The 12,693-nt window shown below is 64.8% G+C and carries 12 protein-coding genes; 7 read left to right on the forward strand and 5 right to left on the reverse strand.

The genetic code is table 11. From position 1 onward, the window contains the following. Positions 1 to 87 precede the first annotated feature (87 nt). Together BUB23_RS23130 and BUB23_RS23135 are read right to left on the reverse strand one after the other, a co-directional pair. Positions 88 to 1,392, reverse strand: a complete 1,305-nt coding sequence (locus BUB23_RS23130) for an amidase (RefSeq protein ID WP_073108674.1) — start codon at positions 1,390 to 1,392, stop codon at positions 88 to 90. Then, positions 1,389 to 2,378 (reverse strand): tripartite tricarboxylate transporter substrate binding protein, encoded by a 990-nt coding sequence (locus tag BUB23_RS23135; protein WP_073108679.1) that lies wholly within the window; start codon positions 2,376 to 2,378, stop codon positions 1,389 to 1,391. Before BUB23_RS23135 ends, BUB23_RS23130 begins: the two co-directional genes overlap by 4 nt. 140 nt (positions 2,379 to 2,518) lie before the next feature. Between BUB23_RS23135 and BUB23_RS23140 the strand changes: the two genes are divergently transcribed. Then, the gene (locus BUB23_RS23140; protein ID WP_073108685.1) at positions 2,519 to 3,439 is read left to right on the forward strand and encodes a LysR family transcriptional regulator; all 921 of its coding nucleotides are present in this window, start codon (positions 2,519 to 2,521) and stop codon (positions 3,437 to 3,439) included. Here the strand turns inward: BUB23_RS23140 and BUB23_RS23145 are convergent. After that, a complete protein-coding gene (locus tag BUB23_RS23145; RefSeq protein WP_073108690.1) occupies positions 3,405 to 4,508 on the reverse strand; it encodes a glycosyltransferase family 4 protein in 1,104 nt (367 codons plus the stop codon). The genes BUB23_RS23140 and BUB23_RS23145 overlap by 35 nt on opposite strands. Positions 4,509 to 4,829: 321 nt before the next feature. Here BUB23_RS23145 and BUB23_RS23150 point away from each other — a divergent pair, with 321 nt between their 5' ends. The 4 genes from BUB23_RS23150 to BUB23_RS23165 are packed head-to-tail and all read left to right on the forward strand — an operon-like array spanning position 4,830 to position 8,277. Further along, positions 4,830 to 5,396, forward strand: coding sequence for a carboxymuconolactone decarboxylase family protein (locus tag BUB23_RS23150; RefSeq protein ID WP_073108854.1), 567 nt, complete (start codon positions 4,830 to 4,832; stop codon positions 5,394 to 5,396). A 46-nt stretch (positions 5,397 to 5,442) separates the two neighbouring features. Continuing rightward, a complete protein-coding gene (locus BUB23_RS23155; protein ID WP_073108694.1) occupies positions 5,443 to 6,237 on the forward strand; it encodes an ABC transporter ATP-binding protein in 795 nt (264 codons plus the stop codon). A gap of 31 nt (positions 6,238 to 6,268) precedes the next feature. Then, positions 6,269 to 7,501 (forward strand): ABC transporter substrate-binding protein, encoded by a 1,233-nt coding sequence (locus tag BUB23_RS23160; protein ID WP_073108699.1) that lies wholly within the window; start codon positions 6,269 to 6,271, stop codon positions 7,499 to 7,501. After that, positions 7,501 to 8,277, forward strand: coding sequence for an ABC transporter permease (locus tag BUB23_RS23165; protein ID WP_073108703.1), 777 nt, complete (start codon positions 7,501 to 7,503; stop codon positions 8,275 to 8,277). The genes BUB23_RS23160 and BUB23_RS23165 overlap by 1 nt, the downstream gene beginning before the upstream one ends. Before the next feature lie 64 nt (positions 8,278 to 8,341). On the opposite strand, the gene BUB23_RS23170 is transcribed toward BUB23_RS23165, so the two are convergent. Further along, on the reverse strand, positions 8,342 to 9,280 hold the full coding sequence (locus BUB23_RS23170; protein ID WP_073108705.1) for an AraC family transcriptional regulator: 939 nt from the start codon (positions 9,278 to 9,280) through the stop codon (positions 8,342 to 8,344). A 317-nt stretch (positions 9,281 to 9,597) separates the two neighbouring features. Here BUB23_RS23170 and BUB23_RS23180 point away from each other — a divergent pair, with 317 nt between their 5' ends. Both BUB23_RS23180 and BUB23_RS23185 read left to right on the forward strand, forming a co-directional pair. Beyond that, positions 9,598 to 10,872: a RidA family protein gene (locus BUB23_RS23180; protein ID WP_084136216.1), complete on the forward strand. Its 1,275-nt coding sequence runs from the start codon at positions 9,598 to 9,600 to the stop codon at positions 10,870 to 10,872. A 139-nt stretch (positions 10,873 to 11,011) separates the two neighbouring features. Continuing rightward, a complete protein-coding gene (locus BUB23_RS23185; protein ID WP_073108710.1) occupies positions 11,012 to 11,485 on the forward strand; it encodes a CoA biosynthesis protein CoaBC in 474 nt (157 codons plus the stop codon). A gap of 90 nt (positions 11,486 to 11,575) precedes the next feature. Here BUB23_RS23185 and BUB23_RS23190 read toward each other — a convergent pair whose 3' ends face one another. Then, positions 11,576 to 12,661 (reverse strand): mandelate racemase/muconate lactonizing enzyme family protein, encoded by a 1,086-nt coding sequence (locus BUB23_RS23190; protein ID WP_178372388.1) that lies wholly within the window; start codon positions 12,659 to 12,661, stop codon positions 11,576 to 11,578. Between the last annotated feature and the right edge of the window lie 32 nt (positions 12,662 to 12,693).

The raw sequence follows: 12,693 nt of genomic DNA on the forward strand, positions 1-12,693 counted from the left end.
GCGCATGGGCGCGCGGCGTTCATGGTTTGTATTGATAGCGCCAGAGCCAGGCGGCAAGGCCCGGGCTTCCGGCACGCCGGTTTTCGATCAGGCCGGGGCGGCGCGCAGCGGATCTATGGCTTGCGTGACCGCCCTGGCCACCGCCAGCAAGCGCGTATCCTGGGCGAATGCGCCTATCAGCTGGGCCCCCAGCGGGAGGCCCTGCGGACCCAGGGAGATAGGAAAGGACACCGAAGGCAGGTGCAGCAGCGACCACAAGGCGCCAAAACGCGGGTCGCCGGCGGACGACAGGCCGGCCTCGGCCTCGCCCGCGGCGGCGGGGTACAAGATCGCGTCGACGTCCTGAAACATGTCCTGGCTGCGCCAATGGGCTTCGCGCACCTGCTGGCGCATGGACACATATTCATCGAAGTCCACGCTCTCGCCTTGCTGCAGGCGGGTGTGCAGGCGCGGGCTCAAATGCCTGGCGTGCAGCAGGCGCTCATTGGCCAGGGTCTGCCGCGCCTCGTACATGAACAGGCGCGGCTGGATCGCAATCAGCGGCTCCAGTTCCTGCGGCAGCCAGATCCGGCTCATGGCGCAGCCGGCCTGTTCCAGGCGCTGAACCAGGCGCTCGAGCGCCTGCAGCGTTTCCGGCTTGACGTAGTCCCACTGGCGCGACAGGCACAGGGCGATGCGCGGCTTGAACACCGCGCTGCCGACCGTCCTGGCGCCATGCAGGCCCAGGGTGAAAAATGCGGCGTCCTCAACGCTGCGGGCGATCACGCCTATCGTGTCCTGCGACGGACTCAGCGCCTTCATGCCGGCCGTGGCTATCATATCGAAGCTGGGCTTATACCCCACGACCCCGCAATACACCGCCGGGCGGACGATAGAACCGGTGGTCTGCGTGGCGAAGGCGACCGGCGCCATGAAGTCCGCCACGGCCGCGGCGGAGCCGCTGGAAGATCCGCCGGGGGTATGTTCCAGCTGCAAAGGGTTCCTGGCCTGGCTGGGGGTCTGGGTGGCGAACTCTCCGGTCGCGACCTTGCCCAGCACCACGGCGCCGCGGTTCTTGGCGACCACCACGCAGGCGGCGTCCAGCGCCGGCTGGAAGTTCCGGTAGATCTTCGAGCCGTACTCCGTGGGATAGTCCGAAGTGTCGATAATATCCTTGACCGCGAAAGGTATCCCCCGCAGCACATGCTGGCCCGAATCCGCATCGATCTTGCGGGCGGCCGCCAGGGCCTTGGCGGCGTCATAGGCGACAAAGGCCTGGACCTGCGGGTTGCGCTCCGCAATCCGGTCCAGGCATGCCTGGACCAGGGCGACGCTGGTGATCTCGCGCCGCTCGATCGCCCCGGCGGCTTCGACCACGCCGAGCTGGTTCAACGGTTTCTTGCCGCTTTTCATTCCAGGCTTATCCCCGCATCTTTGATGACTTTGGCCCATTTGTCATGCTCGGCCTGGACGAACTGGGTGAAGTCCCGGACCGAACCGCCGGCCGGCTCCGCGCCCAGGGCCAACAGCTGCTGCTTGACCTCGGGCTGGTTCAATATCTTCTGCACTTCGGCATTCAATTTCTCGACAATGGCGGGGTCGACCTTCGCCGGCGCGAACAAGCCGAACCAGCCGTTGACCTCGTAGCCCGGCAAGCCGGCTTCGGCCATGGTCGGCACCTGGGGCAGCAAAGCCGAGCGCTGGGCCGAGGTGACCGCCAGCGCGCGCAGCTTGCCGGATTCGATATGCGACAGGCATAGCGGCACGTTGCAGAACATCGCCTCGACGCGGCCCGGCAGCAAGTCGGCGAGCGCCGCCCCGCCGCCCTTGTACGGAACATGCAGCATTTGCGTATTGGTCAGCGACTTGAAGAGCTCGCCCGACAAATGCATGCTGCCGCCATTGCCCGTGGAGGCGTAGCTGTACTGTCGGCCCGGCAGCAAGCTTATCAGTTCGCCAACCGTCTTGGCGGGCACTTGCGGATTCACCACCAGCACATTGGCGACCGTGGCCACATTGGTAATGGGCGCGAAATCGCGCAAGGGCTGGAATTTCAAGTCCTTGTACAGGCTGGGATTCACCGCGTTCGTGCTGGTGGGGCCCAGCAGCAGCGTGTAGCCGTCGGGCGCCGCGTCGGCCACGGCCGCCGCGCCGATATTGCCGCCGGCGCCGGGCTTGTTCTGGACGACCACCGGCTGGCCCAGGGAATCCGCCAGCCCCTTTGCCGCAATGCGCGCCAGCAGATCAGTGACGCTGCCCGGGCCGAAAGGCACCACCAGGCTGATCGGCCTGGCGGGATACGGCGCGGCTTGCGCGAGCGCGCCGGCGGATGCCAGCAGCATAGCGGCGCCGCCGCACGCGGCCACGGCAAAACGAAGTCTCGATGGGAACGTGAACATGGCTTCGATTCCTGTAGAAAGAGTGAATGCGAATGAGCGAGGCTGGACCTCGCTCAAAAGATGGACAAGCTTAGTTCGCGCTTATTAAGATGTCTAATATTAATTAAACCCATAATTAAGACACTGAAAGACCCAATGCAATGATTCTCCATTCACGCTCCATTGAAGCATTCATCGTCGTCGCCGAAGAATTACATTTCGGCAATGCCGCCAAGCGCCTGCACATGAGCCAGCCGCCGCTCAGCCAGCAGATCCGCCGCTTCGAGGAAGAAATAGGCGCCCAGCTGTTCGTGCGCAGCACGCGGTCGGTCAAGCTGACGCCCGCGGGGGCGATGCTGCTCAAGAAGGCCAAGCAACTGGCCACCGACGGGCAATTGGCGGTGCTGGCCGTGCGCCGCACGGCCAGCGGCGAATCCGGCAGCCTGACCATAGGCTTCACCAGCACCGCGGCCTACCAGTTTCTGCCCAAGCTGCTGGCCGGCTATCACACCCGCCGGCCCGACATCGCGCTCACACTGAAGGAAGACTTGTCGGCCAACCTGATCATCCTCCTGGCCGAGGAAAAGATCGACCTCGCCCTGTTGCGCAGGCCGGCCGCCGCCAACCATGCGTCCTTGATTTTCAGCAGGGTGAGCCAGGAAAACATGTGCGTGGCCATGCAGAATTGCCATCCGCTGGCCAGGCAGGAAAGCATCGCCCCGCGGCAATTGCATGGCCTGCCGTTCGTGGGGTACAGCGCCGAGACCGCGCTGTATTTCCGGGAAAAAACGCAAAGCCTGTTCGCCCATTTCCAGATACAGCCCGATATCGTTCATGAAAGCGTCATGCCCACGCTGCTGGCGCTGATCGAGGCGGGAGCCGGCATCGCGCTGGTGCCTGAATCCGCGGCGCACTTGCGGCCCGCCGGCGTCTGCTACCGGCCGCTGAAAGACGCCGGCGCCACCGCGGCCATCGATCTTTATTGCGCGCAGCGGCGCGACGACAGCAACCCCGCCACGCAGACGGCGCGCGAAATACTGCAAGCCATTACCCCTCCCTTTTTCTCACCACCATCCACCTAGGCACCCGGAAACGCACCAGCACCCGGTACAGCACCATATACGCCACGACAAACAAGGCCGTAAAGCCGATCAGCACAGGCTCGTTCTGCCAGAACAGCAGCGCGGCCAGCCCGGCCAGGGACGAAAACGCCCACAGGAAGGGGGAAGTCATGGCATTGCGCTGGATCTTGCGGCGCCGTTTGCCCGGGCCCGCCTCCGCCCAGCGCACGACACGCCGGTAGATCAGCATGTGCAGGTGGACGCGGTCGGGCAGGGCCGGCGACATGCGCCGCAGGAAAACCTTGCGGTAGATGGAAAACAGCGTTTCGAACACCGGATAAAAACAGAGCAGCAAGGGAAACCAGGCCGAAACATTGGCGTGGCGCCCCAACAGCAAGATGGCCACCACGCCTATCATGTAGCCAATAAAATAGGCGCCGCCAGCGCCCAGGAAAATCAGCCCGCTGGGATAATTCCAGACCAGGAACCCGCAAATCGCGCCTATCATGCACGCCGACATCACCAGCAGCAGGCGGTCGCCCACGCAATAAGCCACATAGGCGAAGCCCGCGAAGATCAAGGCCGATACCACGGCCGCCAGCCCGTTGTAGCCGTCGATGATATTGATCGCATTGGCCGCGCCGCCAATGACGATGAGCGTCGCAATGAATGATATCGCCGCGTACTGCAGCAGCCAGTCGGCGCCCAGCACATTCATGCGGATCACCTGCGCATCCAGCACGCAGTAGGCCAATACGCCGGATATTCCGACAAACAGGAAGCGCAGCCGGACCGATGCCCTTCTGCTCACGTCCGCGGCCAGGCCGCCCATGAAGGCGGGCAGGGAGCATAGCCATATCAACAGCAATGGCGCCAGCACCTGCGGCTCGCGATACGCCAAGGGCGCGCTGCTCGCCAGCACCGCCAATACCAGCGCCACCCCGCCCATGCGCGGCACAGGGCGCGCGCAGCATTTCCGGGCCTCCGCCAAACCGCCATCGGCGCAATGGCGGCTATGTAAATATTTGTAGCGCACCAGTATGAGCGTCAAGGCCAAGGACGCCAGAAAGGCGGTAAGGAGATACACCATGCGTTAGACCGGCAAGTCCTTTATGTTTGTAGTCGGGTTCGCCGCAAGCCCCTGAAAACGCCTCTCCATATATTTGCAAGCCTAGAAAATGCCGATCAGCAAGAACTATGCCGGAAGCGCCCAGACGCGTTTTGTTACGGACCTCAGCATGAAAGAAAGCACGGACTTCAACAATAGGGCGTGCGGCTACCGCCGCCCGCGATTTCATGTTTCTTGAGACGAACGGGTGCGAATTTGGGACATGCGGGCATGGAAGCTGGCAGCGGTTTCATCAACAATGCATATGGGTTTTCCATCCTATCCATTGCATTCCAGGCCCCCATGTCACGTCTTCCCGTTTTCGCGGCGGAATCCGCCCCCGAAGCCAGCCGTCCGCTGCTCGAGCAGGTCAAGGCCAATAACGGCTTCGTCCCCAACCTGATCGGCGTTCTGGCGGGATCCCCGCAGGCCCTTGAAACCTATCTGGGCGTTGGCGCGACCAATGGCCGCAACAGCCTGAGCCTCGCCGAACGCGAGGTGGTGCAACTGACGGCCGCGCGCATCCATGGCTGCGGGTTCTGCGTGGCCGGCCACACCGCGGCCGCCGTCAAGGGCAAGGTCTTCAGCCGCGAGGATACCCTGGCGCTGCAGCATGGCCGGCCGCTGTCCGACGCCAGGCTGCAGGCGCTGGCCGGCTTCACCGGGCAGGTGATCGCCGCGCGCGGAGCGGTGTCCGACGAGGCACTGCGGCACTTTCTCGATGCGGGCTATTCCCAGCGCCAGGCGCTCGAAGTCGTGCTCGGAGTGAGCCTGGCGACACTATGCAATTTCGCCAACAATCTGGCGCGCACCGAGCTCAATCCGGAGTTGCAGCCCTACGCCATTGGCTCGCTGGAGCGCCAGTCATGAACCGCGGCGTTGCCGATCTCCCTCCAGCGCACTCGCCGGGACCGGCATGAATGCCGTCCCGCCCCATTCCGGGCCTGGCGTCCTCACGCTGCAGGCCCAGGGCCTGCGTTTCGCCTACCCCGGCCAGGCGCCGGTGTTCAGCGACCTGTCTTTGCAGGTGCGCCCCGGGGAAATCGTCGCCTTGCTGGGCGGCAGCGGCTGCGGCAAATCCACACTGCTGCGCGGACTGTCCGGCCTGGCCGCGCCGCAGGCCGGCGAAGTGCGTTTTCTCGGCGCGCCGCTGACGCGTCCGCATCCGCGCGCGGCGCTGATCTTCCAGCATGCCAGTCTGCTGCCATGGCGCGATACCCGCTCCAATGTGGCGTTCGGACTGGATTTCAAGCGCCAGCCGCGGCTCGATGCCGGCGTGCGCCAGCGGCGCGTCGCCGATGCGCTCGAGGCGGTCGGCCTGGCCGACCGCGCCCGCAGCTATCCCGCGCAGCTCTCGGGCGGGCAGGCCCAGCGGGTGGCGCTGGCGCGCGCGCTGGTACGGCAGCCGGCGCTGCTGTTCGCCGATGAACCCTTCGCGGCCCTGGACGCCATCACGCGCGCGCAGATGCAGCGCCTGCTGATCGCGCTGGTGCACCGCTGGCAGGCGGCAGTGCTGCTGGTGACGCATGACATCGACGAGGCCATCGTCGTGGCCGACCGCATCCTGCTGATGGGATGCGAGGCCGATGGGCCTGCGCGCATTGTGCAGGAATGGCCGGTCGCCATCGAGCGGCCGCGGGAAGGCCGCGCCCGCGCCGCCGCCGAGCTGCATTTCGAAATTCTTACCGCGCTGCAGTCGCTGCACGCCTGACACTGGCAACCCCCACGAAAGGAGTCATCGCATGTCCGTTCCTGATCGACCCACCCATATTTGCGCCAGCAGCGCGTGCAACTGCCACCTGACGCGCCGCGACGTGCTGCGCCTGGGCGCCCTGTCGGCTGCCGCGGCCATGGCGCCATTGCTGAAGATGCGCGATGCGCGCGCCCAGTCCTTCAAGGGCGATGACCAGCCGGTGCGCATCGGCTATCTGCCCATCACCGATGCGGCCACGCTGCTGGTCGCGCATGGCCGCAAACTCTACGAGGCCGAAGGGCTGCGCACCGAACCGCCGCGGCTGTTCCGCTCCTGGGCCCAGCTTGTGGAGGCCTTCATCGCGGGCCAGGTCAATGTGATCCACATGCTGTCGCCCGCCACGCTCTGGCTGCGCTATGGATCGAAGTTCCCGGCCAAGGTCGTCGCCTGGAACCATATGAGCGGCTCGGCGCTGACAGTGCGTCCCGATATCGATGCGGTGAGCGACCTGGGCGGCAAAGTGGTTGCCATCCCGTTCTGGTACTCGGTCCACAATGTCGTGCTGCAGCGCCTGCTGCGCGAGAACAGCCTCGAGCCGGTCAGCCGGCCCCGGGACGGCGGGCTCAAGGACAATGAGGTCAACCTGATCGTGCTGCCGCCGGCCGAGATGGTGTCCGCGGCGGCGAACAAGGGCATTGCCGGCTTCATCGTGGCCGACCCCTTCAACGCCGCCGCCGAGTCGCTGGGGGTGGGCAAGGTGCTGCGCTTCACCGGCGATGTGTGGAAGGACCATGCATGCTGCGTTCTGACGCTGGCCGAGCAGGACATCGCGCAGCGTCCCGAATGGGTCCAGCGCGTGACCAACGCGGCGGTGAAAGCGCAGCTCTGGATCCGCGGCAACGAGTCAGAGACGGCGCAATTGCTGGCGCGCGATGCGCCAGGCAAATACACGCCGCACAACCTGCAGGTGCTCGACAAGGTACTGTCCTCGGCCGACTATCGGAACTATGAAGCCTCGGGAGTCGTCCGGCACAAAGACTGGGGGCAGCGGCGCATCGACTTCCAGCCCTATCCGTTTCCAAGCTATACCGAGGAACTCGTGCGTTCGCTGCGCCTGACCCGCGTCGAAGGCAACGCCGAGTTCCTGCAGGAACTGGACCCCGCCTTCGCGGCCCGGGATCTCGTCGATGACCGCTACGTGCGCCGCGCCATCGAGGACGTCGGCGGCCTGGAGGCCTTCGGGGTGCGCGGCGGATGGACCCGCAGCGAGGTGCTGGGCTGATGACGCGCAAGCGCGCGGCCTGGCGCGGCGCGCTGCTGCCATTGGCGGGGATTCTGGCGGCGCTGGCGCTTTGGGCCCTGGGCGTGGCCGCCCTGGAGGCGCGCACGCCGATCGCCAGGGCGTTTTCGCCGGCTGCCAGCGGCAGGGCGCTGCTGTCGCTGCTGGCAGCCGGCGAATTGTGGCCGCACGCGCTGGCCAGCCTGAAACGGGTCGGCCTGGGAATTGTACTGGCGGTGTCGGCCGGCGTTCCGGCCGGGCTGGCGCTGGGGCTGTCTCCCACCTTTCGGGCCGCGGTGACTCCCTTGTTCCAGTTGCTGCGCATGATCTCGCCGCTGTCGTGGATGCCGCTGGCCGTGATGGCGCTGGGTATCGGCGACGCGCCGGTGGTCTTCCTGCTGGTCTTCGCCGCCATCTGGCCTATCCTGCTCAACACGGCAGCGGGGGTGGCGGCGCTGGACGTCGACTGGCTGCGCCTGGCCGAGAGCCTGAGCGCGACACGCCGGGAAATCGTCTGGCAGATCGTGCTGCCCGGCGTGGTCACGCATGTGCTCACCGGCTTCCGGCTGGCCATAGGCATTGTCTGGATCGTGCTGGTGCCCGCCGAAATGCTGGGCGTATCGTCGGGCCTGGGCTATTTCATTCTCGATACGCGCGACCGCCTGGCCTACGATGAGTTGACAGCAACGATCGTGGTGATCGGCCTGCTGGGCTATGCGCTCGATGCCTTCGCCCGGACCGGCTATCGTCTATGGACGCGCGGCGAAGGCTCCGCATAGGCCGCCAGCCGCGGCGCCATGGCCCGCCCCGTCATGAACGCGCCGCCGTTGCCGCCGCGCCGGGCTATTGCAGCACGGTCCCCAGCCCGCCCGGCCGGTTGCCGCGCCGCCACGCGCCGGGCTGCTCGCCGGTAATCTTCTTGAAAGCGCGGCTGAACGCCGCGCTGGACCGGTAGCCCACGTAGTCGGCGGCGCGTTCGATGCTGTCGCCCGACTCCAGGCGCTGCGCGGCGATACGCATGCGCAGCGTCGCCAGGAAGGCGGCCGGCGATTGTCCGGTGAGATCGCCGAAATGGCGGCAGAAATTGCTTCGCGACATATGCACGCGGGTCGCCATTTGTTCGACCGTCCAGTCGCGGCCCGGGGCGGACAGCACGTCGGCCAGCAGGCCGGCCATTTTGGTGGTGCGCGTCAGGCTCCATATGCCCGCCAGGCTGCGCATGTCCCTCGATACCGCCCGCCGGATCGCATAGAAGAGCAGAACTTCCACCAGGCGGGCCAGCAGCGGTGAGGGTTGTTCCGGGTCGCCGCCCGCCTCGGCGCGGATCAATTCAAAGACAGTGGCCAGGTGCCCGCTGTCCGTATCGTCGGCGCGAACCAGGATGGCTTCGGGAAGGCTGTCAATCAGCAGGTGGCTCATGGCTCCGCGAAACTCGAAGAAGCCGCAGGCAAGGCCGGTGCCGCCGCCGGGCACGCGCGCCTCGAGCGGCAGCATGGCCGCGGGAGCGTGGTGGATTCTGGAGCCCGGCTCGGCGTTGAGCCGATGGGGCACATCGCGCAGGAACAGGACGCTATCCCGCGGCATCAGCGGGATGGATGCGTGCCCGGGCCGGTGCAGCCAGCACTGGCCGTCGAGAACCAGATGGAAACTGCCCAGCAGCCTGCCGGCCGTCGATGCCTGCCAGGCGCCGCAGTAGCGGCCGGCATGGAACACGGTGGTTTCCAGGCGCAAGCTGCCCAGCAGCCAATTGACGAGTTGATCGCAAGAGAAAGTGGTTTCCATGCGATCGAATGTATCAACCTAATATCGCATCGCCAAATATTGCTTGGTCAATAGCTTATGCCAGGCCGGCGCCCGGCGCGCCTGCCGTGCCCGGCGTGCTTGCGGGCGGCAGGCATCGCGGCACATCGCCCGACGGCCGCTGCGGCCTTCCGGCTTGGCCGCAATCTTGATCTGCCTCAAGGATACGGAAACGACGCCATTTTGCCCATGTTTGAACATTCCAAATTCATGCCTGATCGTCCCAATTCGCGGCCAGCATGCTCCTTTGCCGACAGCCCCAACTTACACTGGCCGGACGGAAATTCAAGGAGGGAAGTATGCAGCATCAAGGAGCCGCCCATCCGGTCGCCGACACCAATGCGGGCGCCGAGGCGAACGTCAATGCCAAGGCCGGCGACAGCGCCGATGTCAACGCGCCGCGGCATCTCTACGCCGCGGTGTCTCCCCATCTGGGCGGCACCTGCCAGGCGCAACTGGCCGGCGCCGTCGCGCAGATCGCCGATGCCTTCTCGGCCCAGGGCGGGAAGATCACCAGCCTGGCCGTGTTCTTTCGCGACCCGGGGCAGGCCAGGCAAGTGGACCTGCTTCTGCGCGAGCTCTATGGCGCGGGCAAGATGCCCGCCACGAGCTACATCGACCAGGCGCCGTGCGACGAGCGCAGCCTCGTGGCGCTGGAAGCAACGGGAGTGGCGGGCGATGCCACGGTCGAATACCACAGCCCCCAAGTCACCGTCGTCCGCTACGACGGCGTGGCCTGGGTCCAGACAGGCCATTCCGCGGCGCGGGGCCACTGGCATACCGGCAGCGCCTATGATCGCAGCGTGCAGGCCATGAGGCAGACCAAGCGCCTCCTGGCCAGTGTCGGGGCGAGCATGGACCAGATCCTGCGGACCTGGTTCTATATGGGCGGCATTGTCGCCGATGATGCGGGCGGCGCACCCGGCACCCAGCGCTACAAGGAACTCAACCGGGCCCGCACGGACTGCTTTCGGCACATCGACTTTCTGGCCGGCCGCGTTCCCGGGCCCGCCGGGCGGACGGTCTATCCGGCGTCGACGGGCATCGGGATGGCGGGCGACGATGTCCGCCTGTCGGTCCTTGCGCTGATGACGGACCGCAGCGATGTCCTGGCTGTGCCGCTGGAGAACCCGCGCCAGGTCGCTGCCTTTGATTATGGGCAACATTACAGCCCCCAGTCTCCGAAATTCTCGCGCGCGATGGCGGTGGTCCATGGCGATCAGGCGACCATCTATATTTCCGGGACCGCTTCCATCACCGCATCGGAAACGCAGCACTTGGGCGACGCGGCCAGACAGACCGGAGAAACGCTCGAGAACATCGCCGCCCTGATCGGCGAAGAGAACCTGGCCGGACATGGCCTGCCCGGATTCGGCACCGGCCTGCGGGGATTGGGCCTGGTGCGCGCCTATGTCAAGCATCTCGAGGACTACCCCGCCGTCCGCGCCATTTGCGAACAACGGCTGGGTGGGATTCCCATCGTCTACGCCATCGGCGACGTCTGCCGGGAGGATCTGCTGGTGGAGCTGGAAGGGATAGCCCACTCCGCCAGGCCGGGGGCGCCCGGCGCCTAGCCCTGTGCATGCCGCAGCTGGAATCGCAGGAGGAAAACCATGAAACCATGCCGCGCAATACTTGTTTGAAGCATTGTGAATATCCGCCGTCAAAGGCGAATGAAGACGCAACCGAAACATTCAATCTGAGAGGACAACGATGACGAAGACTCTTTTCGAGGTCAGTGATGAAACCAAGCTGGAAGGACTTTACGGCCTGCTTGAAGAAGCGATCAATTTGGTGGAAGGCTACAACTGGGTTGCGCACCGGCGGACCCGGCCATCCATCGAGGCGGCCATCAAGGATTTCCGCAAATTCCGGGAGGGCGAGCTGGATACGGACCTGGGCTCGAAGCGCTGGTTCAAGGCCCTTGCCAAATTGGCCGAAGAAGTGGGCGACATGACCGCCGAGCAATCGGCCTATGTGCTGGCGGTTGCCGAGGTCGCGCACGCGGCCGCCCACCTGGGCCACCTCAACCTGGCGATGAGCCGCGGGGACAGGACGGAGGCCGACCGCAAGTATGTGGCGCTTCAGCGCGCCTATGTCAACTTCGGGCTGCGCGGCGTCGACCAGTTCATCGAGATCGTGGATGCCGGCGCCCGGCCCGTCAGGCCTCCCGCTGAATTTGCATAAGGCGTTCCAGGCAGGCGCGGCGCAATTCGGCGCGGGCGGCCGAAAGCCGAACCGGGGGGGAATTGCGCCATGCGCCGCCTGCCCATGCCTCTATGCAGCGTGCTTCTTCGCCTCCTTCCAGTCCACTTCAAACCCGAGGCCGGGCCTGTCGTTCAGATGCAGAGTGCTGTCCTTGATTTCGGGTCTGACCGAGAACAAGGTGTCCCATAGCGGATCACGCTTCTTGTTGGGGAATGTTTCCACACCAAAACCATTGGAAAAGGCGCACACCACGTGGCCGTGAATTTGCGGATCGTGATGAGGCACGAACTGAATGTCATGCGCCGCGCAATAATGAGCCACCCGGATCAGTTCGGTCAAACCGCCGAATCGGGTGGCGTCGAATTGCATGTATCGAATGCCGCCAAGGTCGACCAGATCGCGGGCTTCCCAAGCAGTCATCTGGCTCTCCCCCCCTGCGATAGCCACCCTGGTGCGATTAGCCAGCTTCCCCAGAGCCCGGATGCTGTCATACCAATATAGCGGCTCTTCGAACCAGAAGATGTCGAATTCCTCAAACGCTTCGATGGCCCGCGTCGCCTCGTCCAGCGAATAGCCGAGATTGGCGTCTATCATCAGTTTCGTGCCCGGGCCTATGGCTTTGCGCACTCCCGAAATACGTTCAATGTCCCCTTTCAGGTCAGTGCCGCCGCACTTCATCTTCACCGCGGTATAGCCCATTTCCACGTAAGAAGCCATTTCATCGATTACTTTCAATGGCGACTGCCCTTTTTCGTAATAGCCGCCGCTGGCATAGGCATAGGTCTGGTTGGACTCGCCTCCCAAAAGGCGCCATACAGGTATGTTCAACGCCTTGCCTTTGATGTCCCATAGCGCAATGTCTATACCCGCCAGGGCGGCGAGAATTTGCGGCCGCTTCCCCGCTCCGAAATGAGGCTGGCCTTTATCTTTATCCAGCTCGGTTCCGGCCCGGGATGTCGTCAATGCAAACACCTTCTGCCAGACGGCCTCGTTGGCCATCGCGTCCATGCCGGCGATCATCCCTTCAATCAAGCCGATGATCTCGATTATTTCCTTCATGGGACGGCCATGGATCTGGCCCAGCCCGACGATCCCGTCATCTGTGAACACTTGGACGATAATGGACGACGCCGTGCGATATGGCTCGCGGGACATCCAGAATTCCGTATCCAATTCATAGGAAATTG

Source organism: Pollutimonas bauzanensis (genome assembly GCF_900129885.1).
GTDB classification, from domain to species: domain Bacteria; phylum Pseudomonadota; class Gammaproteobacteria; order Burkholderiales; family Burkholderiaceae_B; genus Pollutimonas; species Pollutimonas bauzanensis.